The sequence below is a fragment of the [Bacillus] selenitireducens MLS10 genome (assembly GCF_000093085.1).
Classification (GTDB): Bacteria; Bacillota; Bacilli; order Bacillales; family Salisediminibacteriaceae; genus Salisediminibacterium; species Salisediminibacterium selenitireducens.
This window is the reverse complement of record NC_014219.1, coordinates 143893-166868: the sequence shown is the minus strand read 5'-3', so window position 1 is coordinate 166868 and position 22976 is coordinate 143893. Positions and strand designations below refer to the sequence as shown.

32 protein-coding genes are annotated in these 22976 nt (G+C 51.3%); all 32 read right to left on the bottom strand.

The window, feature by feature from the left end; genetic code table 11:
- Positions 1-139 precede the first annotated feature (139 nt).
- A complete protein-coding gene (locus BSEL_RS00885; RefSeq protein ID WP_013171134.1) occupies positions 140-1783 on the bottom strand; it encodes a PucR family transcriptional regulator in 1644 nt (547 codons plus the stop codon).
- Between the two features lie 6 nt (positions 1784-1789).
- Entirely contained in the window at positions 1790-3328 is a 1539-nt protein-coding gene (locus BSEL_RS00880; RefSeq protein WP_013171133.1) for an FAD-binding domain-containing protein, read from the bottom strand.
- Between the two features lie 160 nt (positions 3329-3488).
- Complete coding sequence (locus BSEL_RS00875; protein WP_013171131.1) at positions 3489-4610, bottom strand: NADH-dependent flavin oxidoreductase; 1122 nt, start codon at positions 4608-4610, stop codon at positions 3489-3491.
- A 165-nt stretch (positions 4611-4775) separates the two neighbouring features.
- Positions 4776-5570: a M15 family metallopeptidase gene (locus BSEL_RS00870; RefSeq protein WP_013171130.1), complete on the bottom strand. Its 795-nt coding sequence runs from the start codon at positions 5568-5570 to the stop codon at positions 4776-4778.
- 160 nt (positions 5571-5730) lie between these two features.
- Positions 5731-7173 (bottom strand): flotillin family protein, encoded by a 1443-nt coding sequence (locus BSEL_RS00865; protein WP_013171129.1) that lies wholly within the window; start codon positions 7171-7173, stop codon positions 5731-5733.
- Between the two features lie 177 nt (positions 7174-7350).
- Positions 7351-8667 carry a group II intron reverse transcriptase/maturase gene (gene ltrA / locus BSEL_RS00860; RefSeq protein WP_232970479.1) on the bottom strand — a complete coding sequence of 439 codons (1317 nt, stop codon included), beginning with the start codon at positions 8665-8667 and terminating at the stop codon, positions 7351-7353.
- Between the two features lie 602 nt (positions 8668-9269).
- Entirely contained in the window at positions 9270-9662 is a 393-nt protein-coding gene (gene rpsI, locus BSEL_RS00850) for a 30S ribosomal protein S9 (protein WP_013171127.1), read from the bottom strand.
- A gap of 20 nt (positions 9663-9682) precedes the next feature.
- Positions 9683-10120, bottom strand: coding sequence for a 50S ribosomal protein L13 (gene rplM, locus BSEL_RS00845; protein ID WP_013171126.1), 438 nt, complete (start codon positions 10118-10120; stop codon positions 9683-9685).
- A gap of 157 nt (positions 10121-10277) precedes the next feature.
- Complete coding sequence (gene truA / locus BSEL_RS00840) at positions 10278-11063, bottom strand: tRNA pseudouridine(38-40) synthase TruA (RefSeq protein WP_013171125.1); 786 nt, start codon at positions 11061-11063, stop codon at positions 10278-10280.
- 18 nt (positions 11064-11081) lie between these two features.
- Positions 11082-11888, bottom strand: a complete 807-nt coding sequence (locus BSEL_RS00835) for an energy-coupling factor transporter transmembrane component T family protein (RefSeq protein ID WP_013171124.1) — start codon at positions 11886-11888, stop codon at positions 11082-11084.
- The gene (locus tag BSEL_RS00830) at positions 11881-12777 is read right to left on the bottom strand and encodes an energy-coupling factor transporter ATPase (RefSeq protein ID WP_013171123.1); all 897 of its coding nucleotides are present in this window, start codon (positions 12775-12777) and stop codon (positions 11881-11883) included. The genes BSEL_RS00835 and BSEL_RS00830 overlap by 8 nt, the downstream gene beginning before the upstream one ends.
- The gene (locus BSEL_RS00825; protein ID WP_013171122.1) at positions 12762-13592 is read right to left on the bottom strand and encodes an energy-coupling factor transporter ATPase; all 831 of its coding nucleotides are present in this window, start codon (positions 13590-13592) and stop codon (positions 12762-12764) included. The genes BSEL_RS00830 and BSEL_RS00825 overlap by 16 nt, the downstream gene beginning before the upstream one ends.
- A gap of 108 nt (positions 13593-13700) precedes the next feature.
- The gene (gene rplQ, locus BSEL_RS00820; RefSeq protein ID WP_013171121.1) at positions 13701-14063 is read right to left on the bottom strand and encodes a 50S ribosomal protein L17; all 363 of its coding nucleotides are present in this window, start codon (positions 14061-14063) and stop codon (positions 13701-13703) included.
- Between the two features lie 56 nt (positions 14064-14119).
- Positions 14120-15064, bottom strand: coding sequence for a DNA-directed RNA polymerase subunit alpha (locus BSEL_RS00815; RefSeq protein ID WP_013171120.1), 945 nt, complete (start codon positions 15062-15064; stop codon positions 14120-14122).
- 176 nt (positions 15065-15240) lie between these two features.
- Entirely contained in the window at positions 15241-15633 is a 393-nt protein-coding gene (gene rpsK, locus BSEL_RS00810; protein ID WP_013171119.1) for a 30S ribosomal protein S11, read from the bottom strand.
- Between the two features lie 23 nt (positions 15634-15656).
- Positions 15657-16022 carry a 30S ribosomal protein S13 gene (gene rpsM, locus BSEL_RS00805; protein WP_013171118.1) on the bottom strand — a complete coding sequence of 122 codons (366 nt, stop codon included), beginning with the start codon at positions 16020-16022 and terminating at the stop codon, positions 15657-15659.
- Between the two features lie 21 nt (positions 16023-16043).
- Complete coding sequence (rpmJ, locus tag BSEL_RS00800; protein WP_003322638.1) at positions 16044-16157, bottom strand: 50S ribosomal protein L36; 114 nt, start codon at positions 16155-16157, stop codon at positions 16044-16046.
- 49 nt (positions 16158-16206) lie between these two features.
- The gene (gene infA / locus BSEL_RS00795) at positions 16207-16425 is read right to left on the bottom strand and encodes a translation initiation factor IF-1 (RefSeq protein ID WP_013171117.1); all 219 of its coding nucleotides are present in this window, start codon (positions 16423-16425) and stop codon (positions 16207-16209) included.
- 4 nt (positions 16426-16429) lie between these two features.
- Positions 16430-16732, bottom strand: coding sequence for a KOW domain-containing RNA-binding protein (locus tag BSEL_RS00790; protein ID WP_013171116.1), 303 nt, complete (start codon positions 16730-16732; stop codon positions 16430-16432).
- Positions 16733-16756: 24 nt separating this feature from the next.
- Entirely contained in the window at positions 16757-17506 is a 750-nt protein-coding gene (map, locus tag BSEL_RS00785; protein WP_013171115.1) for a type I methionyl aminopeptidase, read from the bottom strand.
- A complete protein-coding gene (locus BSEL_RS00780) occupies positions 17503-18156 on the bottom strand; it encodes an adenylate kinase (RefSeq protein ID WP_013171114.1) in 654 nt (217 codons plus the stop codon). The genes map and BSEL_RS00780 overlap by 4 nt, the downstream gene beginning before the upstream one ends.
- Before the next feature lie 388 nt (positions 18157-18544).
- Positions 18545-18988 (bottom strand): 50S ribosomal protein L15, encoded by a 444-nt coding sequence (gene rplO / locus BSEL_RS00770; RefSeq protein WP_013171113.1) that lies wholly within the window; start codon positions 18986-18988, stop codon positions 18545-18547.
- 29 nt (positions 18989-19017) lie between these two features.
- Complete coding sequence (rpmD, locus tag BSEL_RS00765) at positions 19018-19206, bottom strand: 50S ribosomal protein L30 (protein WP_013171112.1); 189 nt, start codon at positions 19204-19206, stop codon at positions 19018-19020.
- Between the two features lie 12 nt (positions 19207-19218).
- Positions 19219-19716 (bottom strand): 30S ribosomal protein S5, encoded by a 498-nt coding sequence (gene rpsE / locus BSEL_RS00760; RefSeq protein WP_013171111.1) that lies wholly within the window; start codon positions 19714-19716, stop codon positions 19219-19221.
- A 25-nt stretch (positions 19717-19741) separates the two neighbouring features.
- Positions 19742-20104 (bottom strand): 50S ribosomal protein L18, encoded by a 363-nt coding sequence (gene rplR, locus BSEL_RS00755; RefSeq protein WP_013171110.1) that lies wholly within the window; start codon positions 20102-20104, stop codon positions 19742-19744.
- A 33-nt stretch (positions 20105-20137) separates the two neighbouring features.
- Complete coding sequence (rplF, locus tag BSEL_RS00750; RefSeq protein ID WP_013171109.1) at positions 20138-20674, bottom strand: 50S ribosomal protein L6; 537 nt, start codon at positions 20672-20674, stop codon at positions 20138-20140.
- Positions 20675-20704: 30 nt separating this feature from the next.
- Positions 20705-21103, bottom strand: a complete 399-nt coding sequence (gene rpsH / locus BSEL_RS00745; RefSeq protein WP_013171108.1) for a 30S ribosomal protein S8 — start codon at positions 21101-21103, stop codon at positions 20705-20707.
- A 29-nt stretch (positions 21104-21132) separates the two neighbouring features.
- On the bottom strand, positions 21133-21318 hold the full coding sequence (locus BSEL_RS17320) for a type Z 30S ribosomal protein S14 (protein ID WP_013171107.1): 186 nt from the start codon (positions 21316-21318) through the stop codon (positions 21133-21135).
- Positions 21319-21348: 30 nt separating this feature from the next.
- Positions 21349-21888: a 50S ribosomal protein L5 gene (gene rplE / locus BSEL_RS00740; protein ID WP_013171106.1), complete on the bottom strand. Its 540-nt coding sequence runs from the start codon at positions 21886-21888 to the stop codon at positions 21349-21351.
- Positions 21889-21919: 31 nt separating this feature from the next.
- Entirely contained in the window at positions 21920-22231 is a 312-nt protein-coding gene (rplX, locus tag BSEL_RS00735; RefSeq protein WP_041582062.1) for a 50S ribosomal protein L24, read from the bottom strand.
- Positions 22232-22286: 55 nt separating this feature from the next.
- The gene (gene rplN, locus BSEL_RS00730; protein WP_013171104.1) at positions 22287-22655 is read right to left on the bottom strand and encodes a 50S ribosomal protein L14; all 369 of its coding nucleotides are present in this window, start codon (positions 22653-22655) and stop codon (positions 22287-22289) included.
- Between the two features lie 39 nt (positions 22656-22694).
- Positions 22695-22955: a 30S ribosomal protein S17 gene (gene rpsQ / locus BSEL_RS00725; protein WP_013171103.1), complete on the bottom strand. Its 261-nt coding sequence runs from the start codon at positions 22953-22955 to the stop codon at positions 22695-22697.
- Between the last annotated feature and the right edge of the window lie 21 nt (positions 22956-22976).

Sequence of the window (22976 nt, the reverse complement as noted above, 5' to 3'; positions counted from 1 at the left end):
CCCTTTCTTGTTGCATTCATCATAGCATGTACATCATCCACAAATCATCGGCATCAAACAACGAAATAAACCGCTTTCATTGTGAACAGATAACAAAAACCCTCCGCTTGATATAAGCAGAGGGTCCAATTCAAACCAGCTATAACAGCTTTTGCATCCTGCAGGCGAGGGCCGTTTCCATCCAGTCAAAGCCGCTGTCATAATCGACACCTAGTTCCTTGAGCTTCTCGAGGCGATAGCGGAACGTATTGTAATGAATAAACAGCGACGCCGCGGCCTTTTGGGCATTGAAATCATGGTCAATAAAGGCTTCAAGGGTCTTTAACAGCTCCATCTTCTTCGTCTCGTCATAGCGCAGCACCGCACCGATCCGTTTGTCGATAAAGTCCGCCCTTACGTCTTCCGAAATCTGATCAATCAGCTCATACAGCACCATATCCCGGTAGTGACGGACAAACGATCCGCCCTCGGCAATCTTCTCAGAGAGTTCTCTCGTCCGGATCGCTTCATGGTAAGCCTTTGAGAACCGGCCGAGTCCCTCCACAGTATCGGCAATCCCGATACTGAGCGGTGCATCCGGGTCATGAGATTCGAGATAGGCGACCAGTTCCTCGCATACTCCAATCAGCCGCTCATCGATCCCCGATTCAAACGCTACATTAATAAAGGCGCAGATGGAGTCATCCATATAAATGAGCTTGATCTTCGAAATGTGAATATCGAGCTTTCTTGAAAGGAACTGTTCCACCACCCGGTTTTCCATGTACTGTATGAGGATCCTTCGTTTTTTGACGACGTCCTCAAGCCGCACACTCATATTAAACAGCGCCACCGGAAACTGCAGGTCCCACTTAAACAGCTTCGCTTTCTCAATCACTTCAAACTGCGAACCCATCTTTTCATTTAAGACGTCCCGGATAAAGGCATCGAGGTAGTTCTCTTCTTTCTGCTTTAAGGCTTTATCGCGCTGAAACACCGACGCCATGAGAAGCGACGTCTGTTCGAGGGCCATTTTTGCATTCGGGTCGATCTGCCGATCCGTTGTTGGGAGTATCATATACCCGAAGCATTCCTCTCCGGCGAGGACAGGCTGAATAAAGCTGTCCTTCAAAAAGATCTCCCCGTCGCTCCCGACTGACAGTCTGACCTGATCGAGCACGTGATTCGGCAGGCAGAAGGAACGCTCCACCGGCAAAGGCGGCACGCTCTCCCTATCCACCTTCACGCGCTTGCCCGTCGTATCGGTAATCCGCTCAAGTTCGCGGTCCAACAGAATAATCGGAGATTCAATCATCTCTGAAACGGTCATCGTCAGCTCCGTCAGCGATGCGCCGTTAACGAGTTCTTCCATCATTTTATTGTGCAGATCGTTGCGGAACTGCAGCGTGCTCGTATTTTTGTCGAGGAGTGTTTCAAGGATCGTATTGGTCAATGTCGACAGATTCGCCCCCTGTCCAAGGACAAACAGCGGAAAGCCGAGTTCATTGGCCTGTTCAATCATCACGTCCGGCACATCGGTTATGTAGCGGGCCGGCTTGATGGCAAGTCCCGCCATCCCGACCTCCACGAGTCCCGGTATGAGGCGCTGAATCGCCGCTTCATCATCGGCAATCGGGTACAGCGTCGAAAGCAGGAACCCGCCCTCGTCAATGTAGCCGAATATATCCGGCACCTCCATAAAATACACATTCCGGATCACCCGGTCGATGCCCTCATGGCCTGCGATCAGCTTCACTCCTTCAAAGGCCGGGAGTTTTTGAATGTCTGCGAGCGTCATTTCCATCGTCTGTCACCCCCCTTTTTCTTTCTCCTTATGATCATGCGGGTCAGCCAGTTCAAACAAATCGAGCTGTTCCACGCCGGCGCCCGGCTTCTTCTTACCTTTCTTCCTGTGCGCCCGGCTGCCGTGTTTATTGAGCTGTTCACCCGCTGCCGCTTTGGCTTCTTTGGACGCCTTCAGTCCCCAGAGGATCCGCCGCGCTTCCCCGTTCGCCTTCGCCACATCCACCATCGGCATCGGGTAGCCTTTTGGCGGCCCGGCAGGGAGCTTCCAAGGCTCATGGATGAAGGCGTCGGAGACAGCGGAGAGTTCCGGTACGAAGCGTCTGACGAATGCACCTGACGGGTCATGCTCCTGACCCTGTTTGACAGGGTTGTAGATCCGGATCGTGTTAAAACCCGTCGTCCCCGCCTGCATCTGAACCTGGCTGTAGTGAATCCCCGGCTCATAGTCGAGAAACAGCCTGGACAGATCCTCTGCGGGTCTTCGCCAGTCGAGCATGAGAGTATTGCAGACAAAGGAGATCACCATGGCTCTTGAGCGGAAATTCAGCCAGCCTGTCTCATGCAGACAGCGCATCGCCGCATCGATCAGGGGGATCCCCGTCCGGCCATGGAGCCAGCGCTGATACGCTTCTTCCGACCACGTCTGTCTGACGGTATCAAAGACCGGGTTCATCGTCCGGTGGGCGATCTCCGGTTCGTCTTCAAGACGCTGGATAAAGTGACAGTGCCAGTGAAGCCTCGAGAGAAAGGCGGACAGCTGCTTCTTATGAAAGCCGCTCCCGAGTTCCCCGAGCCTTGCAACGGTTTCCTGGTACGTATAGCGGACGGACAGATTCCCCCAGGCGAGATACGGGGACAGCCGGCTGCACGATTCGGCGGAAGCGAATGGCTTTGAGATCCGGACCTGATACGCCTTGAACCTCTCCTCCAAAAAGCCCTTCAGCACCCCGTGCGCAAGGCGCTCTCCGCCCTGTTGACCACGCGTTATTGCGGTACCAGGCAGAGCGATCCCGCCGGGTTCCCCGGCTCCTTTCGTCAGCCAGGCCGGCGCGTGCCGGATCCCCCGAACGGCCTCCGGAGCCGGCACCACCGGGGCGTTCACATAGCGCTCATAGCCTTTTTGAAAATCATCCCGGCTTTTGAGACCCCTCGTGACACCGAAATGCGGCCACTCCTTCATCGTGCAGCCTCTCGCTTTCATCCAGTTTCTGACGGCAATATCTCGCTCAAACGTAAGCGGTGTGCCGTTTTCTTCATGGGCAAAGAGCTGAAAGGGACCAAGATCCGCCTCAAGCCGCGTCAGGACGTCGATCACCTCACCGACAGCCGTATAAAGCCGGGCACCTCGCTGATCGAGGCGGCGATCAAGCTCCGCAAGACTCTGAAGCACGAAGTCCCGGTGTCTGACCGACAGATCCCCGTGCGCCCAGACAGACGCCTCCCACACGAACAACGGGAGGACCTCACCCTGTTCTGCCGCTTCTTTGAGCGGCCGGTGATCAAAGATTCTCAAATCCCGTTTTAGCCAGACAACGTTTACCACCTGCTTCACCCGCCTCTTGTTTACAATGCCGGCGCCTTTCTGCGCGGCATGGATCTACCGCTATGATACCGCCCCGAGGCCGACCTGTATAGCAGAATGACCGCATCTTGCTCCCGACGAAAAAAAGAGCCCTCATCGTGAGGGCTCCTCGGATCGGTGCTCAGCTTTCTGCGTGCTCTTTGACCGGGAACCAGCCGGGACGGTTCACAATCGCGTTCCACAGGGCTTCCGGAACGACGAGTTCTTCGCGGTCGTCGACGGACATCTCGGTACGGATCGCCTCTGTCTCTCCTGCTTCAACCTTTTCAATCCAGTGCGGCTCCACGATCAGCTCTCGCCCGAGTGCCATCAGCGGTACACCGCCTGCCATGGCCCGCTCCACGTCATCCGGCGTATGAAGGGAACCGACACCGACAACCGGGATCCGGCTTCCGACTTCATCGTGAATGAGCTGGACGCGGGATCGTTCGTCGTCCTTTTCACGCATGGAGCCTTTGAAGAAGTCCATCACGGAAACGTGGAGATAGTCGAGATCCTCTTTGGCAAGCTCTCCGACAAACTGAAGCGTATCCGCCATCGTAATCCCCGGATTCTCGATCTCCTCGGGTGAGATGCGGTAGCCGACGATAAACGATTCATCCGCTTCCTTCGCTGCTTCAAGCACTTCATTCACGACAGCCAGCGGAAAGCGCATGCGCTTCTCCACGGAACCGCCCCACTGATCCGTCCGGCGGTTCGAGTGCGGGGAAAAGAACTGTTGAATGAGGTAGGTGTTCGCCCCGTGGATCTCCACGCCGTCGAATCCGGCACGGATCGCACGCCTCGTCGCGTCACCGAACGCCTTGATGATCGACTGAATCTCGTCTTCCGTGAGTGCCCGCGGCGTCACCGCGCCCTCACGCTCCGGCGCGACAGCTGAGGCGCTGACCGTCTCTTTGTCAGGCAAAAGATCCGTCGGTGCCATGCGTCCGGCGTGGAACATCTGAATAATCGCCTTCGCCCCTTCTCCCTTAATCGTATCCGCAAGCTTCGTCAGACCCCCGACGAGGTCGTCGCGGTCAATGCCGATTTCACCGGGGAATCCTTTGCCCCCGGGCGTCACATTGGCCACGGCCGTCACAACGGTGCCGACCCCTTTGGAACGTTCCCTGTAATAGGCCAGCTCCTCGTCTGTCACCTCACCGTTGTCCGCTGAAGCAAAATTCGTCATCGGTGCGAGCATAATCCGGTTTCTCACCGTCGCACCGTTCTCAAATGTATAAGGCTCCATAAAAGAATACATCGTGTCTTCCTCCTTCAAGTCCTGAAAATTCCGTTACGGCCTTCAGTGTACAAAACCAGAGGCGCGCTGACGAATGATCTGCTCAAAAGGGGATAGTACGTTCTTATTTCGAGCGCGAAATAGCCCGCCTAGCCGGCGGGCCGAAGTCGTCACGTTTCATTTTGCTTATTGTTCCTGCACGCGCTCCGCCCGCTCCATCAGAATCTCAAGCGGTTGTCCGGTGCGGAAGAGCTCTGCAGCGAGCTCTTCCCCGACATAGCGGAGGTGCCAGGGCTCGAAGCTGATTCCGGTGACGGCTTCATACCCTTCGAGATAGCGGATGATATAGCCGTGCTCATGGGCATGATCGGCGACCCACTCCCCTTCCGGTGTATCGGCAAAATCGGTGTTCAACCGAAATCCGTTGGACTGCGAAGAGACGTCCATGGCGAGCCCGGACTGGTGTTCACTCGTCCCTGGAACGGCAATCACCTCTCTCGTCCGCTCTTCGCCGCGGTTTTGGACCGAGGTATCAAAGATCTGCCGCTGCCGCTCATACGAACGGTATCCGGAGACGGCAAAAAGCGAAATCCCGTCCGCTTCCGCCGCCTGAAACATCGATTCAAGGGCCGCTGCGGCCTCTTCTCTCAGCATCCGACGATTGAGGGCCTCCGAAAAGCTGAAGCGCACATCCGGCACCGTCAGATCCGGGGGAATATAGGACGAATCCAGGCGGTGGTCATGATTAATCAGAACGTCCGCATGATCCGGGTCGGTGATAATTGGCGGATCCCCTTCTGTTTCGGTGATCCGGACCGTTTCGAGGATGGCATCATCAAAGAGGACATCTTGGGGCATGTCCCTTATATAAGTCTCCCTTTCTCCATGATCCTCAGCCGCCCGCTCCACCGTTTCATTGCTGCATGCACTGACGATCAGAGCGATAGCGAGCTTTGCTGTTAATTGGTATATTCGCCTCATTAAAAATCCTCCTGTTGAAGAATCGTATACAATATCCTTTTCTATTAAAACATATTTCCCGCTGGCTTTGTTAGACATATCATCGCCAAAGAACGAACAAGTATTTTCTTCAGCATGAAAAAAGTCCGACTGCATGCACTGCAGCCGGACCTGTCTCTGATCAGTGTCCGTCTTCCTTCTTTTCCTTTTGTTCAGATCCCCCGCCTGAATCCGTCTTGTTTTCTTTCCCGGTCTGGTCTGTGAATTTGGATAGGAGGTCTTTCAGATCGATCCCCGTCGTTTCTTTCAGGGGCTCACTCATCTCCATCATGGACCTTGCGACGGAGCCGCCAACACTCGAGACCCCATTTCCGCTCCCGGAATCAATCACTTTCACCGAATCAATGGACGAGAGCGGCTTCGCGAACTCGGCGGCGAGCTGCGGCAGCATCTCAATCATCCGCTCACGAAGGATCGCGTCACCATGTTCATCCATCGCTTTGGCCAGTATTTCTCTCGCCTCCGCTTCCGCTTTCCCGCGTTCAAGAATGACCTGCGCTTCCGCTTTACCGTCTTCAAGCTTAATTTTTGCGGAGGCTTCCCCGTCAATTCGGACACGGTTGGCATCCGCTTCCGCCTTCTTTGTAACCGCATAGTAGTCGGCATCCGCTTTCGCCTGCTTCACCCGGTTTTCCTGTTCTTCAAGCTCAACGGCCCGGGTGCGTTCCATGTACTGAATATTGAGTTCTTCTTCTTTCACTTCTTTATCGAGCTTCGCTTTCTCAAGCTCGTAGGACTGTTCCGACTTCGCACGGGCGCGTTCCGTCTCCTCTTTGAACTGCGCCTCCTGGATGTCCTTTTCCTTCTTCGCCGCTGCGATCTCCTGTTCACGGCTGTACTCCTCTTCCTGAATTTCCTGATCCGTCTGTGCTTTATGGATCCGTGTCTCTCTGAGCGTATTGGCTTCGGCAATCTCTGCATCTTTACGCACTTTCGCAATCCGCGGTCGTCCGAGGTTCTCGAGATACCCGTTCTCTTCATTACCATCACGCAGATCCGACAAACCGAGAGAAGTGATCTTAAAGCCCATCTGATCGAGCTGGTTTTGCGCCACATCCGTGACCTGCTCATTAAAGGACTCCCGGTCTTCGTTGATCGCTTCCACGGTCATCTTTGAGAGGATCGCACGCAGATTACTGCTCAACACCTCGGAGATTTCGTTTTCAATCTGCTTTTGATCCTTGCCGAGGAACTGTTCCGCGTAGCGGGCCACTCCTTCAAGGGTATCGGCGACCTTGACCATGGCAATCGCATTCGCCACAATCGGCACACCGCCGTTGGTAATGACGATTGGGGTATCGATCTCAAGCTTAAAGGACTTCAGATCAATCGGGGTCGAACGCTGAAACTGCCGCAGGCGGTAGCCGCCGCCGCGGATGATCTTCATCGAACGGCCTTCCTCATCCCGGAAGACGTCCGTGCCTTCTCCAAGCCGCGGACCTGTAATGACGAGCGCCTCATTCGACCTGGCTGTTCGGTAACGGATCCTGAGCCACACATACCCAAGTACAAGGGCGACGAGGACGGTGGGCACCGCAATGATGAAAAATAAAAATGATTGCATCAAAACACTCCTTTTTCAGATAAATGGAAACCTGTGGTTGCCATTTTACGCATGTCCGGAGCAAATTACAAACCTTTTCCTTTGCTGCCATCCACTTGCCTTTTTGCAATCGAGTAGGAGGGGCTTCACAGCCCCGACCTCTCACACCACCGTACGTACGGACCCGTATACGGCGGTTCAATAAGTTGAGTATGCATGCTCGTAGAGTTGACTCATGTCTTTGAGTCCCCACCCTGCGAGCTTTTCTATTTTGATGGCTTTGTGCAGTGTCTCGTTCTTGGAGGCACGCCAATAGCCTTTGCGAGTGTTTGCCATTTTCCAAGCTTCTTCGGTTTCAATGCCATACTTCATCAAATTCTTGTATCTCGTTTTAATTTTCTTCCACTGTTTCCAGATCAGTTGCCTCAGCCGATGGTGTAACCATTGCTTAATGCTGTTGATAAAGGATTTCATGTAACTGATGCCATAGTAGTTGATCCAGCCGGTTGTCACCTGGTTAATCTTAAGAATAATGTAATCGAAGGAGTTCGCCTGGTTTCTTCTCGTCAGATATTTCAGTTTGGCTTTGAACTTCGCCTTGGAGGCGTGGTGAGGTCTGCACCTGGTTTCATTATTACTTTTGTGAATGCAAAACCCCAGAAACTTTCGTTTCGTTGGTGATCCTATAGCACTTTTCTCTTGGTTCACACTCAGTTTAAGTGTTCCCTCGAGGAAAGTTGTTGTGTTAAGGAGCACACGCTCCGCAGCTCTGCGACTTTTAACGTAGATGCAAAAGTCATCTGCATATCTGACGAAACGGTGGCCTCTTCTTTCCAATTCCTTATCCAGTTCATGTAGGTAAACATTGCTGAGAATCGGTGATAAGTTGCCACCTTGCGGTGCACCGTTTCTTGAAGATTCCCAGTTGTCCCCTATCATAATCCCGCTTTTAAGAAACTTCCAGATCAGTTTCAAGATGATCGGATCCTGAATATATTGTTCAAGATAGTTCATCAGCTTTTGATGGGGAATCGTATCAAAATAACTTTTCAGATCGATATCCACGACCATTTTGAATCCTTCATCATAATATTTTGCGGCTTGTTTAATCGCTTGTTTGGCATTTTTACCCGGTCTGAACCCATAACTGTTTGGAGAGAAGTGCGGATCTATTATCGGTTCAATAACTTGAAAAATCGCTTGCTGGACCATACGGTCCCGGACTGCCGGTATCCCCAATTTGCGTTTCTTTCCATTCTCTTTCGGAATCTCTACCCGTTTTACGGGTAAAGGTTGATATGTCCCTTTTTGGATTTTGGCTATCAATGGTTTCGCATATTGGCGAACATGTGCTTCAAGTTGGTCAACGGTCATCCCGTCGACCCCGGGGTTTCCTTTATTGGAAATCACCCGGTTCATCGCCAAATTCAGGTTATCCGGACAGACCACTCTGTCAATTAATTGCATACCGCTTTTCGACTCCTTTCGTTGCCAGATTGCTACACGCTTCTGCATACTCTTCCGCTTCCAGCGTATCCCTCTGCAGATAGCCGTCCGGAGACGTTTTCTGTGATTAAAGCAATCCTGTCAATTTCATTTGTCTCAAAGACGCTTATTGTTCGGTCCTTCATCCCCATGGGATTACTATGACCTCGGCTGACTTCTTACGATTCAGGAATCCATCTCTGAATTCCTTGTTCCTGTAGGATCTTCCATCCTTCTTGTCGGGAACCCTCGTAAGACCTCCCGGGGTAAGCACTGTCTCCTTCGTCCTATCGCCGCCATATTTACACTGTGGGGTTCGGGCAGTATTGGACTTTATCTTGTATAGCAGACTCATCCGCCCCATTTGTGCCTGATATGGTTCGTGTTCCTCGGTACAGGAGTTTGTCGCCGGCTTCCTTCAGATTCCACCTCACGGTGGACACCCTTGCCATTGACTAGTGGTTCCTACTGCCAAGCCCACAGGAGACTTTCACTCCCAAGATACAGTGCATGCCCGGCACACTACAAAAACCCCTCTGCCGGGTTGGAAAGCAGAGGGGTTTGACAAACAGGATCGGCGCCGTCCACTGCGCCCTGGTGATCCTGTCTTGTATGAACGGTAATCGAAACGATTAACGCTTTGAGAACTGTGGCGCACGACGTGCTGCTTTAAGACCGTATTTCTTACGCTCTTTCATACGGGCATCACGTGTGAGGTAACCTGCAGATTTGAGTGAAGCGCGGAATTCCGGATCAGCCTGCAGAAGTGCACGGGCAACGCCGTGACGGATCGCACCGGCCTGGCCTGTGTAGCCGCCGCCGTGTACGTTTACGTGTACGTCATACGTACCTTCAGTTTGTGTTTCAGCCAGTGGCTGCTTAACGATTACTTTGAGTGTTTCGAGGTCGAAGTACTCATCGATATTGCGCTTGTTGATCGTGATCTGACCGTCACCAGGGACGAGACGTACACGGGCTGTTGAGTTCTTACGACGACCTGTTCCGATATATTGAACTTGTGCCAAGTTAATTCCCTCCTTCTGAATTAGCCGCGAAGCTCATAAGCTTCTGGCTTTTGTGCTGCGTGCGGGTGCTCAGGACCTGCATATACGTTCAGTTTCTTGGTCATTTGACGGCCAAGTGAACCTTTAGGCATCATGCCTTTGATGGAAAGCTCGAGAAGACGTTCCGGCTTGTTGGCACGCATTTCGCCAGCAGTCGTTGTCTTCAGTGAACCAGGGTAACGGCTGTGACGGTAGTATTTCTTGTCCATCAGCTTGTTCCCTGTCAGGTGGATCTTCTCCGCATTGATGATGATGACGTGGTCACCGGTATCAACGTGTGGTGTGAATGTTGGCTTGTGCTTGCCGCGAAGGATGCTTGCCACTTCGGAAGATAAACGACCGAGTGTTTGTCCTTCAGCGTCAACCACGTACCATTTACGCTCGACTTCGTGGCCTTTGGCCATATATGTTGTACGCATTTGTTTCCCTCCTAAAATTCTCTCAAAATAAAAAAAACCGACATGTCAACGTTCGAATTCCGTACCCGGGGCAAGTGGGCATAAGAATACCATAGATCATCTTATAACAGATGCCCGCCTGTGTCAACAGGAAATACACACGGATTCGTTGCTTTGCTTACTTTTTTTCTTCAAGGCGCTTTACGCAGGCATCAAGGGCCTCTTTCGTGTAAAACACGTCCTCAAGATACAGCCCGTGACCGGGTGCTGTCGGCCCTGCGGCCTGACGTTCCTGTTTCTCAATGATTGCAGGAATCACATCCGGCGGCCAGTCGCCTGAACCGACTTTGATCAGCGTCCCCATCAGGATTCGGACCATCTGATACAAAAAACCGCTCCCGGCAAACACGACGTCAAACCCGTCTTCCCGTTCCTCGAGAGAAACAGCGAACAGGGTCCTGACTTTATCTTTGACGTCCGTCTTCGGTGAAGAGAGACTCGTAAAATCATGCGTCCCTTCGAGATGCTTCGCCGCTTCTCTCATGGCTTCAATGTCCATATTTCCCGGGAAATGAGCCGCAAAGGATCGGCGAAACACCGTCTGCCGCTTCGCTGTATCCACCCGGTAGCGGTACACTTTCCCAACCGTATCATAGCGGGCATGAAAAGAGGCATCCACTTCCATGGCCCCGAGTACCTGAATATCGTCCGGCAACAGGCTGTTCAGCGCCATTGGCCAGCGTTCGTCCGGTATGGTCAGGGGCGAATCAAAATGCACCGGCTGTCTCACACCATGCACGCCCGTATCCGTCCGTCCGGAAGACGTGCACGGCCAGGACTCAGCTTTATGCATGACAGACAGGGCCCGCTCGAGCTCGCCCTGCACCGTCCGCGCGTTCGGCTGCTTCTGATAGCCGTTAAACCCGCTTCCGTCATATTCAATCCGGATCAGCATCCGTCTCATCCGTCTCACCTTCCTTCATCAGCCGCCCATGAACCGCTCGGCCATGACCGCTGCGGCAAACAGCAGAAAGACCGCCAGGACAACGCTGTCCTTCAGGCCCCAGTGCAGCTGTCGGTATTTTGTCCGTCCCTCGCCTCCGGCATAGCCTCTCGCTTCCATGGCCGTTGCAAGTTCCTCCGCCCGTTTAAAGGACTGGGTAAAGAGCGGCACAAGAATCGGGATCAGCGCCTTCAGGCGTTTCCACAGGGACCCTTCCGAGAAGTTCGTTCCCCTCGCCAGCTGCGCGAGGACGATCGTTCTCGTCTCTTCGATGAGAGTCGGGATAAACCGAAGGGCAATGGACATCATCAACGCAAGCTCATGAGTCGGCAGCTTTACGCGTTTAAACGGGGCGAGCATCCGCTCCATCCCGTCCGTCAAATCGATGGGCGTCGTTGTCAAAGTCAAAAGTGATGCGATTGTAATAATCATCGCGAGCTTCATCGCGAGCATAAACCCTTCAATCAGACCCCCGCTGTAAATGGTCGCAAAGGGCAGCTCCACAATAACCTCGCCGCCTCCGGTCATAAACAGATGCAACACGAAGGTCAGGACGATAATAATGGAGATGAACCGCATCCCTTTTGCGTAAAAGGACAGCGGCACTCTTGATGCAAGAAGACCGCCAAAGGAGAGCAGCACCGCCACCGTGAGAAGCAAAGGATCCCGGGTCATGAACATAAAGACGAGAAAGATGAACACCGCCGTCAGTTTCACCCGCGGATCGAGACGGTGCACGACGGAATCACCTGGCACGTATTGTCCGATTATGATTGAATCAAACATCGCGATCCGCCCCTTCAGTCTCTTTACGTTCCAAGAGAGCTTTCAGCGCTTGTGCCGTATCACCGGCCGTCAGCGGAAGCGTGTCAATCTGCTCCTGCATACCCACTCGGTCCATGAAGAGTCGTATCAGTTCGAGAGAAGGCGGCGCAGACAGGCTGTACCGCTTTAAGAGCGTGTCATTTAAAAACAGCGCTTCAGGTGTCTCTTGTTCTGCGAGCCGTCCCCCGTGCATCACGAGGACTTCGTCCGAAAACCTCGCCGCATCCTGCATCTGATGCGTGACAAGTACGACACCGCGCTTTGGCCGTGACCGGTACCACTCCTCAAACATCGCCATCATCCGGACGTGACTGTCCGGATCGAGGCCTGCCGTCGGTTCATCCAATATCAACAGCTCCGGGTCCATCGCCATGACACCGGCAATGGCCACACGCCTCATCTGACCGCCGCTCAGTTCGAAGGGCGACTGTTCATAGAGAGACGGATCGAGTCCAGTTAACGAAAGGGCTTCTTCAGCAAGGGCTCTGGCCTCGTCTTTCGTTTTACCGAGATTCAGCGGACCGTACATGACGTCGGTGATCACCTCTTCGGCGAAGAGCTGCTGCTCGGGGAACTGAAAGACCATGCCGACTTTTTTTCGGAGCTGATGAAGCGTGCGCTGTTTCGTCTCCCGGGTAATCGTGACCCCTTTCACCGTCAGGGAGCCGTGATACGGCTTCAACAGACCGTTCAGATGCTGAATGAAGGTCGACTTCCCTGAACCGGTCCGCCCGACGATCGTCGTCCACTGCCGGTCACTGAACGTCAGATTCACGGATTTGAGGGCGTCCTGTTCAAAAGGCGTTCCGGGCATATACAAATGGGTCATGTCTTTTACATGGATGTCCATAGCGCCTTGATCAGCTCCTCTTCCGTAAGAATCGATTCGGGCACGTCGATACCCGCTTTTAACAGTTCTGCGGCAACCGTTTGCGGGAACGGCGGTTTAAGCTTGGCTGTATGCATGACCTCCTGATCACCGAGAACACTCGCAGGCGTGCCTTCTTTCAGGATACCGCCTTCGTGCATGACGATGACCCGATCCGCCTTTACGGCTTCCGACACATCGTGGGTGATGCTGATGAGGGTGATGGCCTGGTCTTTCCGGAGCTTGTCCATCGCTGCCCACACTTCCCGCTTTCCTTCCGGGTCGAGCATGGACGTCGCCTCATCAAAGATGATCACATCTGGGGCGAGGGCCATGACCCCTGCAATGGCGACGCGCTGCTTTTGACCGCCCGATAAACGGTGGGGCTCAGCGTTCTCGAGCCCTGAAAGGCCAAAGGTCGCGATGCTCTCTTTCACACGCGTCTTCATCTCCTCAAGGGGAATCCCTGCGTTCTCAAGGCCGAAAGCCACGTCGTCGGCAACGGTTGGCGCGACGAGCTGATTATCGGGATTCTGAAAGACCATCCCGACCTGCCTGCGAAGGGCCGGCCAGTGCTTCTCGTCTGCCGTATCAATCCCGAGACTCGTCACCGCCCCCCTGTCAGGCAAGATCAGCGCATTAAAGAGTCTGGCAAGCGTGGACTTGCCGGAGCCATTCGGACCGAGAATGGTGACCCATTCCCCGTCTTTAATGGTCAGTGATACATCCCGAAGGACATCGGGACTGTCATCGGCATATTTAAAATACACGTGATCCACGGTGATTTTACGGTCCACGGGGCATCTCCATCCTTTCAAAAAAAGGGCAGGGAATTCCCGCAAGCATCCTCACTAAGAGGAAGCGAACGGTTCCCATGCCCTTTTTTATCGGCTGTATGCTGTTCGTTATACGAGCTCGATGATCGCCATTTCCGCGCCGTCTCCACGACGAGGTCCAAGCTTCATCACGCGCGTGTAACCGCCCTGGCGGTCTTCATAACGCTTTGCTACATCGTCAAACAGTTTTGCGACTGCAAACTGACCTGTTTCTTCGTCTGCAACTTCCTTACGGATGAAAGCAGCAGCCTGGCGACGAGCATGAAGGTCACCGCGCTTTCCAAGGGTGATCATTTTCTCCACGACAGAACGAAGTTCTTTCGCCTTCTTTTCAGTCGTTTCGATACGCTCGTTGATAATCAGGTCTGTTGCAAGATCACGAAGCAATGCCTTACGGGCAGAGCTGTCACGACCTAACTTTCTGTATCCCATGTGATTTCCCTCCTTCAGTCAAAACGTGATGCACCATCACTGGTGACAATCAGCTTCTATTCTTCTTTGCGAAGACCGAGGCTCAGTTCATGCAGCTTTTCCTGCACTTCTTCCAGGGACTTGCGTCCGAGGTTGCGAACTTTCATCATGTCTTCTTCTGATTTATGCGTCAGTTCCTGAACGGTATTGATCCCGGCACGCTTTAAGCAGTTGTAGGAACGAACGGAAAGATCGAGCTCTTCGATGGTCATCTCGAGCACTTTTTCTTTCTGGTCTTCTTCCTTCTCTACCATGATTTCAGCATGCTGGGCCTGATCCGTCAGGCCAACGAAGATGTTCAGGTGTTCGTTGAGGATTTTGGCGCCGAGTGACGTCGCTTCCTCAGGACGAATGCTTCCATCTGTCCAAACATCCAGTGTCAGCTTATCAAAGTTGGTGATTTGACCGACACGTGTATTCTCAACCTGGTAATTCACACGGGAAACCGGTGTGAAAATCGAGTCGACAGGGATGACGCCAATCGGCAGATCATCAGTATTATTGCCTTCTGCCGGCACATATCCACGACCACGCTTAGCGGTGACCTTCATCTGGACCTGAGCACCTTTTGAGAGGGTGGCAATGTGAAGGTCAGGGTTCAGAACCTCCACGTCACTGTCATGCGTAAGATCGCGGGCTGTGATGACGCCCTCGCCTTGCGCTTCGATTTCCAGGGTCTTTTCTTCCTCTGAGAAGATCTTCAGTGAGAGCTTCTTCAGATTCAGAATGATAGTGGTGACATCTTCCACAACGCCTTCAATCGTAGAGAACTCATGGAGGACATTGTTGAACTGAACACTTGTCACAGCAGAACCCGGAAGTGAGTTCAGCAAAATACGACGGAGGGAATTCCCCAGTGTCGTACCGTATCCCCGCTCAAGCGGTTCAACGACGAACTTGCCGTACGTGCCGTCTTCACTCAGTTCAACTGCTTCTATTTTCGGCTTTTCTATTTCGATCATTACAAACCCTCCTTCAAAACGTCGAAACCCCGGTTGTGATGCGGTCACAACCGGAATCCCTCAATGGGCAGACCTCGACATCAATGCGTAAACCGTCATTCGTTTCATCAGCCCCGGTAAGGGAGCTGCAGCCCGGAGGCTGATTTATGAAGTTCATTAAACGTGCTTGATGTTGATTATACGCGACGACGTTTTGGCGGACGGCAGCCGTTGTGCGGAACCGGCGTAACGTCTTTGATCATGTTGACTTCAAGACCTGCAGCCTGAAGTGAACGGATCGCCGCTTCACGTCCGGCACCTGGTCCTTTAACAGAAACAACAACAGTTTTCATGCCGTGCTCCATCGCTGCTTTTGCAGCCGTTTCAGCAGCAGTCTGAGCTGCGAAAGGCGTTGATTTACGTGAACCTTTAAAGCCAAGTGCGCCTGCGCTGGCCCAGGAAATTGCATTTCCCTGTGTGTCAGTGATCGTCACGATCGTGTTGTTGAACGTGGAACGGATGTGCGCAACACCTGACTCTATATTTTTACGTTGACGACGCTTTTGGCGAGTCGTTTTTGGTTTAGCCATAACTGTACATGACCTCCTTTACATTACTTTTTCTTATTCGCGACTGTACGACGAGGACCTTTACGGGTACGGGCGTTGTTCTTCGTCTTCTGTCCGCGGACCGGAAGTCCACGACGATGACGGATACCACGGTAAGATCCGATTTCAATCAGACGTTTAATGTTGAGGGATACTTCACGACGAAGGTCCCCTTCCACTTTGACACCGTCAACGACTTCACGGATTTTCGCGAGTTCGTCTTCAGTGAGATCGCGTACACGAGTATTTTCGGATACGCCTGCTTCTGTAAGGATTTGAGCGGCCTTTGAACGGCCAATCCCGAATACGTAAGTCAAAGATACGACAACTCGCTTATCACGAGGAATGTCGACACCAGCAACACGTGCCATACGTTTACACCTCCTGTTGAATTAACCTTGCTTTTGTTTGTGTTTCGGATTTTCGCAAATAACCATGACGGTTCCTTTTCGGCGAATGACCTTGCATTTCTCACAAATTGGTTTCACTGATGGTCTTACCTTCATGTTTTCTACCTCCTTAATCGTACGGAGTGACTCAAAATAACCTGGGCGATTATTTATATCGATACGTGATTCTGCCACGGGTCAGGTCATAGGGGGATAGTTCCACTGTAACCTTGTCACCTGGGAGGATTCGAATATAGTGCATTCGGATCTTTCCGGAAACATGTGCAAGAATCTTGTGTCCGTTGTCGAGCTCCACTCGGAACATCGCATTTGGAAGCGGCTCAATGACCTTTCCTTCTACTTCAATTACATCTTCTTTGGCCATGAATTTACTCTCCCTTCTTCAGTAAATGATCCTCAAGATAGCTTGAGATGGCGAAACGCAGCTTGGCGTTTGTTACACGCCCGGTGTCATCAATGCTATTTCTCACTTCAGGAACAACAATCTTCATTGGTTCAATGTGAGAGATGTTCTTCCGCTTTGCCCGGTCCACTTTCCGCTTATCGCCGTCCGCGATCAGCACAAAACGTTCATCAAGCACCTCAATCACACACGCAAACTGATCTTTATCCCGTCCATTCAGTATACGCACAAGTTCACCGACCTGCACGTCCGACTCAGGATCTTTCATGAATGATGACCACCTTTTTCGTTATCAATCGGCTTTTGTCAAAATCTCGTATCCTTTATCCACTATAGCAATTGTATGCTCAAAATGGGCGCACCGTTCACCATCTGATGTCACCACTGTCCAATTGTCCGACAGCGTCTTGACATGACGCTTGCCGGCATTGATCATCGGCTCAACAGCCAGTACCATTCCTTTTTTCAGACGCGGTCCCTTACCGGGTGGTCCGAAATGGGGAATCTGGGGATCTTCATGGAGTTCCTGGCCCACACCGTGACCGACATATTCCCGGACAACGGAAAAGCCGTTGTCTTCGACGTATGCCTGAATGGCGTGGGAGATATCCGACAGCCGCGCGCCGGGCGCAGCGTGTTCGAGTCCCTTGAACAGGGAGTTCTCAGTGACATCCAGGAGCTTCTGGGAAGCGGCATCTATGGTTCCGACCGGGTACGTCCATGCGGAGTCACCGTGGTAACCTTGATACTTTGCGCCGATGTCGATACTGATGATGTCTCCATCTTCAAGTACCCGCTCTCCAGGAATCCCATGCACCAGTTCCTCATTTACTGAAGCGCAAATGCTTCCTGTAAATCCACCGTAGCCTTTAAAAGACGGAATTGCATCATGATCACGGATGAAGCGGTCAGCAATCTGATCGAGCTCCATGGTCGTGATACCGGGTGCGATGTGCTTTTGTAACTCCTGGTGAGTCAAAGCCACAATCTTGCCAGCATGTCTCATGATGTCGAGTTCCCTCGGGGTTTTACAGATGATCATTGACGGGATCCTTTCAAAAGGTCCTCAATGTCCGCAAACACATTGCCGATTTCACGGTTGCCGTCGATGTCGCGAAGGTAACCTTTTTCTGAATAGAAATCAACGAGCGGCTGCGTCTGTTCCATGTTGACTTTCAGACGCTTCTCAACGGTTTCAGGTCGATCATCGTCACGTTGCATTAAGTCACTGCCGTCTTTGTCACATTTTCCGTTTTCCTTCGGAGGGTTGAACACCTCATGATAAGCCGTGCCGCACGTTGGACAGATCCAACGGCCGGTCAGCCTCTTGAAGAGTTCCTCTTCCGGAACTTGTACATAAATTACGTGATCCAGTTTTCGGTCAAGGCTGGCAAGCATCTCTTCCAAAGCAGAAGCCTGAGCAACTGTTCTCGGAAAACCGTCGAGCAGGAATCCGTCGCTGCAGTCGTCTTGACTGAGGCGTTCCTTGACTATACCGACCGTCACTTCATCAGGAACAAGATTTCCTTCGTCCATAAAGGCTTTCGCCTTCAGGCCGAGTTCTGTTCCGTTCTTAATAGCGGCGCGGAACATATCTCCTGTGGAAATATGCGGGATGTTGTATTGTTCGACGATCTTTTCAGCTTGAGTACCTTTCCCGGCACCTGGAAGACCCATTAGAATTAAATTCATCGTCTATCCACTCCATCGTTCTGGAATACGATCGAAGGTAAAGGGAGGTCATATAAGACTCCCTTTAATGCACATGATCGTTTCTTTCGTTCCTTTTCAGCCTGACGAGTGTACATCTGCAAGTAAACCTCGAAAGGAACCTTTCCTTTCTCGCGCTGAATCCCCTCCGCTTTCATGGAAAAATCCCGCAGTCAGAGCGGGCTTTTATCTTCCATAAAAAAGGTGGCAGAGCATCTTTGCCGGTTCCTCATTCTTTTGACAGCCTGACTGCCAAAAGAGACTGATACCTGCAAATGAAACATCATGTGAAAGACGAACAGCGCCGAAAAGCGGATGCCAAGTGTCGTCATCGCCTTATTCGGAAGATATCACAATAGCATTTGAAACATCAGAGTACTTCAGCAGTTCCACCTGCAGCTTCAATTGCTTCCTTTGCTGTTGATGAGAACTTGTGCGCTTTTACCGTTACTTTGCGTTCAAGGGTTCCGTTTCCGAGAATCTTGATTCCGCCTCTTTCGTTCTTAACTGTACCGGTTTCAACGAGAAGTTCAGGCGTGACTTCCGTTCCGTCTTCAAAACGGTTCAACGTGTCAAGGTTCACGATGGCGTATTCAACGCGGTTCGGGTTCTTAAAGCCTCGTTTTGGCAAACGACGGAAAATCGGCATTTGACCACCTTCGAAGCCTGGACGAACACCACCGCCTGAGCGTGCGTTTTGACCTTTGTGTCCACGTCCTGCAGTCTTACCGTTACCGCTTCCGATACCACGACCGACACGATTACGTGTCTTGTTACGGGAACCGGCAGCCGGTTTAAGTTCGTGAAGTTTCATAATGACACCTCCTTACCATGTATTCTTTATTATGCGTCGATTTCGTTAACAGTAACGAGGTGGGACACTTTGTTCACCATTCCTCGCATTGCTTCATTATCCTCTTGCACTACTGTCTGGTGCATTTTACGAAGACCCAGTGTCTTCACAGTTACGCGCTGATCTTCCGGACGTCCAATCAGGCTGCGTGTGAGGGTGATTTCTAATTTCTTCGCCATGCCAATCCCTCCTTAACCCAGCAATTCTTCGACAGATTTGCCTCGTAGTTTTGCAACTTCTTCAGGGCTCTTCATTTCGTCAAGACCCTGGATGGTCGCACGTACCATGTTAATTGGGTTGTTTGAACCCAGGGACTTGGAAAGAATGTCACCAATACCTGCAAGTTCAAGCACCGCACGGACAGGTCCGCCTGCGATTACCCCGGTACCTTCAGAAGCCGGCTTCAGCAGTACGCTGCCTGCTCCGAACTTCCCAGTGATCTGGTGAGGAATCGTTGTTCCCTGAATCGGTACCTGAATCATGTTTTTCTTACCGTCTTCGATCGCCTTACGGATCGCTTCAGGTACTTCAAGTGCCTTACCCATTCCAAATCCGACGTGCCCGTTCTTATCTCCAACGACAACGAGTGCGGCAAAGCGGAAACGACGTCCACCTTTAACAACTTTCGCAACTCGATTGACCGTTACAACTCTTTCTTCAATTTCCAATTTAGTTGGATCAATACGCAAAGTATTTCCCTCCTTTTACCGTGGATTAAAACTTGAGTCCGGCTTCGCGAGCGCCGTCTGCAAGTTCTTTTACACGACCGTGATAAAGGTAGCCCCCACGGTCAAATACGATGGATTCGTAACCCTTATCCAGGGCGCGTTTTGCAACGAGTTCGCCCACTTTACGGGCTGCTTCTTTGTTCCCGCCTTTTTCAATGTTTAACTCTTTATCCACAGTGGACGCGCTTGCGAGGGTAACCCCTGCAACATCGTCGATCAGCTGTGCATAAATATGGTTATTGGAACGGAAAACATTGAGACGAGGACGTTCAGCAGTGCCGGTGATCGAGCGACGAACGTGCGCGTGACGCTTTTTACGTACCGCGTTCTTGTCAGTCTTCGTGATCATAGAACGTCATTCCTTTCTTTCCGTGTTTACGGTTTATTTACCAGTCTTACCTTCCTTGCGTCGTACATATTCACCTTCGTAACGGATACCTTTTCCTTTGTAAGGTTCAGGCTTTCTCGTTGCGCGAATGTTTGATGCGAGTGCACCGACAGCTTCCTTGTCGATCCCTTTTACCGTGATGTTTGTGTTGTTCGGAACTTCGATTTCGATGTTCTCGCCATCTTCAAACTCCACTTGGTGGGAAAGACCAACGTTCAGGATCAGTTTCTTACCGCTCTTCTGAGCACGGTAACCGACACCGACGAGCTCAAGCTTCTTTTCAAAACCTTTGCTTACGCCTTCTACCATGTTATTGATCATGGAACGGGTTGTACCGTGAAGTGCGCGGTGATCTTTATGATCGGAAGGGCGTGCAACTGTTACCTGTGCATCTTCCACTGTCACTTCCATGTCAGCGTGAAGTTCACGGCTCAGTTCCCCCTTCGGTCCTTTAACGGTCATTACGTTGCCATCAAGCTTCACTTCAACACCTGAAGGAATCTCAACGGGCTTTAATCCAATACGGGACATCTGTTACACCTCCATTCTGTTACTTCGTTCTTACCAAACGTATGCGATAACTTCGCCGCCGGCTTTCTTCTGACGGGCTTCTTTATCTGTTACGATACCGTCGGATGTTGAGATAACTGCAATTCCCAATCCGCCGAGTACTCGTGGCAGTTCATCGGATTTCGCGTAAACGCGGAGTCCTGGCTTACTGATTTTCTTAAGTCCGGTGATAACTTTTTGATTATCTGCTCCGTACTTAAGGAAAATACGAAGAATGCCCTGCTTGTTATCTTCGATATTTTCATAATCGCGGATGAAGCCTTCACGCTTCAGGATGTCTGCGATCTGGATTTTCATTTTTGAGCTTGGAAGCTCTAAGCTATTGTGTCTGACTGTGTTCGCATTTCGGATGCGAGTCAGCATGTCAGCAATCGGATCTGTCATGACCATCGTATTTTACCTCCTTCCATTAAACGGAATTACCAACTGGCTTTGCGTACGCCTGGAATCTGTCCCTTGTGTGCGAGCTCCCGGAAGCAGATACGGCAGAGTTTGAATTTGCGAATGACACTGTGTGGTCGGCCGCAACGTTCACAACGAGTATATTCTTGAACAGCGAATTTCTTAGTGCGCTGCTGTTTGGCAATCATTGATTTTTTCGCCAAGATCTTCACTCCTCTCTTTTGGCAGACGTCTTATTTTTGAAATGGCATGCCCATCTGAGTGAGAAGTTCACGCGCTTCTTCGTCACTGTCAGCTGTCGTAACAATCACGATATCCATTCCACGAACCTGATCGACGTCATCATAGTTGATTTCAGGGAAAATCAGCTGTTCTTTTACGCCCATCGTGTAGTTCCCACGTCCATCAAATGCTTTCTTAGAAACACCGCGGAAGTCACGAACACGCGGCAGGGAGACTGCGATCAGCTTGTCGAGGAAGTCATACATACGCTCACCGCGCAATGTAACCTTGGCACCGATCGGCATACCTTCACGAAGCTTGAATCCAGCGATGGATTTCTTTGCTTTTGTAATCAAAGGCTTCTGACCTGTGATCTGTGCAAGTTCTTCAACCGCTTTGTCGAGTACTTTTGAGTTCTGGACAGCATCGCCCACACCCATGTTCACTACGATTTTATCCACACGTGGAACTTCCATAACAGAAGAATAGTTGAACTTTTCTTTCAATGACGGAGTAATCTCCGTATTAAACTTTTCTTTTAAACGACTCATTGAGTGTCTACCTCCTTTCGGCCACCGGGAATCAGTTATCGAGGGATTCGCCGGATTTCTTTGCGATTCTTACTTTCTTACCATTCTCTTCCTTGTATCCAACTCGGGTCGGTTCACCTGTTTTCGGGTCGATAGGCATCACGTTTGAGACGTGAATAGCAGCTTCCTGCGTCAGGATTCCGCCTTGCGGATTCGCCTGGGACGGTTTGGCATGCTTCTTAACCATATTGACTCCTTCAACCAGTACACGGGACTGGCTTGGATATGCTTCAAGGATTTTACCTTCTTTGCCTTTGTCTTTACCGGAGATGACTTTAACGTTGTCTCCTTTTTTGACATGCAATGTCGGTTGTTTCATGAGGGCACCTCCTCTTATTCACACGTATATTTCCGATCTATTAAAGTACTTCAGGAGCTAGTGAAACGATCTTCATAAACTGGTTATCACGAAGTTCACGTGCAACCGGTCCGAAAATACGAGTTCCTCGAGGTCCTTTGTCAGGACGTACAATGACAGCAGCGTTTTCGTCAAAACGGATGTAAGAACCGTCTTTACGGCGCATACCGCTCTTTGAACGTACGATTACCGCACGTACAACTTCACCCTTCTTGACAACGCCACCAGGTGTTGCTTGTTTTACTGAACAGACGATTACGTCACCAATGTTGGCAGTCTTTCGTCCAGTTCCTCCGAGTACCTTAATGCACTGTACTTCACGCGCACCTGAGTTGTCTGCTACTTTTAAACGGCTTTCCTGTTGAATCATAGACTCCTTTACCTCCCTTCAGGTAAAAACATTCCTGGGTTATACGATCACAGCTTCTTCTAAGACTTCCACGAGACGGAAACGCTTGTCTTTTGACAACGGCTTTGTTTCCATGATGCGGACCACGTCGTTCTTTTTCGCTGTATTGTTTTCATCATGCGCCTTCAACTTCTTTGAGTATCGGACACGCTTGCCGTAGAGTGGGTGCATTTTGTATGTTTCCACCACAACGGTAATCGTCTTGTCCATCTTGTCAGATGTTACTCGTCCAACGTAGGACTTGCGGTTATTTCTTTCCACGGTGCAAACCTCCTCTCAGGA

Coding starts and splice junctions, on each gene's coding strand:
- BSEL_RS00885 (WP_013171134.1), bottom strand. CDS start 1,783: ATGGAAATGACGCTCGCAGACATTCAAAAACTCCCGGCCTTTGAAGGA.
- BSEL_RS00875 (WP_013171131.1), bottom strand. CDS start 4,610: ATGTATTCTTTTATGGAGCCTTATACATTTGAGAACGGTGCGACGGTG.
- BSEL_RS00870 (WP_013171130.1), bottom strand. CDS start 5,570: ATGAGGCGAATATACCAATTAACAGCAAAGCTCGCTATCGCTCTGATC.
- BSEL_RS00865 (WP_013171129.1), bottom strand. CDS start 7,173: ATGCAATCATTTTTATTTTTCATCATTGCGGTGCCCACCGTCCTCGTC.
- ltrA (WP_232970479.1), bottom strand. CDS start 8,667: ATGCAGAAGCGTGTAGCAATCTGGCAACGAAAGGAGTCGAAAAGCGGT.
- rplM (WP_013171126.1), bottom strand. CDS start 10,120: ATGCGTACAACATATATGGCCAAAGGCCACGAAGTCGAGCGTAAATGG.
- truA (WP_013171125.1), bottom strand. CDS start 11,063: ATGAGACGGATGCTGATCCGGATTGAATATGACGGAAGCGGGTTTAAC.
- BSEL_RS00835 (WP_013171124.1), bottom strand. CDS start 11,888: ATGTTTGATTCAATCATAATCGGACAATACGTGCCAGGTGATTCCGTC.
- BSEL_RS00830 (WP_013171123.1), bottom strand. CDS start 12,777: ATGGACATCCATGTAAAAGACATGACCCATTTGTATATGCCCGGAACG.
- rplQ (WP_013171121.1), bottom strand. CDS start 14,063: ATGGGATACAGAAAGTTAGGTCGTGACAGCTCTGCCCGTAAGGCATTG.
- BSEL_RS00815 (WP_013171120.1), bottom strand. CDS start 15,064: ATGATCGAAATAGAAAAGCCGAAAATAGAAGCAGTTGAACTGAGTGAA.
- rpsK (WP_013171119.1), bottom strand. CDS start 15,633: ATGGCTAAACCAAAAACGACTCGCCAAAAGCGTCGTCAACGTAAAAAT.
- rpsM (WP_013171118.1), bottom strand. CDS start 16,022: ATGGCACGTGTTGCTGGTGTCGACATTCCTCGTGATAAGCGAGTTGTC.
- rpmJ (WP_003322638.1), bottom strand. CDS start 16,157: ATGAAGGTAAGACCATCAGTGAAACCAATTTGTGAGAAATGCAAGGTC.
- infA (WP_013171117.1), bottom strand. CDS start 16,425: ATGGCCAAAGAAGATGTAATTGAAGTAGAAGGAAAGGTCATTGAGCCG.
- BSEL_RS00790 (WP_013171116.1), bottom strand. CDS start 16,732: ATGAAAGATCCTGAGTCGGACGTGCAGGTCGGTGAACTTGTGCGTATA.
- map (WP_013171115.1), bottom strand. CDS start 17,506: ATGATCATCTGTAAAACCCCGAGGGAACTCGACATCATGAGACATGCT.
- BSEL_RS00780 (WP_013171114.1), bottom strand. CDS start 18,156: ATGAATTTAATTCTAATGGGTCTTCCAGGTGCCGGGAAAGGTACTCAA.
- rplO (WP_013171113.1), bottom strand. CDS start 18,988: ATGAAACTTCACGAACTTAAACCGGCTGCCGGTTCCCGTAACAAGACA.
- rpmD (WP_013171112.1), bottom strand. CDS start 19,206: ATGGCGAAGAAATTAGAAATCACCCTCACACGCAGCCTGATTGGACGT.
- rplR (WP_013171110.1), bottom strand. CDS start 20,104: ATGATCACGAAGACTGACAAGAACGCGGTACGTAAAAAGCGTCACGCG.
- rplF (WP_013171109.1), bottom strand. CDS start 20,674: ATGTCCCGTATTGGATTAAAGCCCGTTGAGATTCCTTCAGGTGTTGAA.
- rpsH (WP_013171108.1), bottom strand. CDS start 21,103: ATGGTCATGACAGATCCGATTGCTGACATGCTGACTCGCATCCGAAAT.
- rplE (WP_013171106.1), bottom strand. CDS start 21,888: ATGAGTCGTTTAAAAGAAAAGTTTAATACGGAGATTACTCCGTCATTG.
- rplN (WP_013171104.1), bottom strand. CDS start 22,655: ATGATTCAACAGGAAAGCCGTTTAAAAGTAGCAGACAACTCAGGTGCG.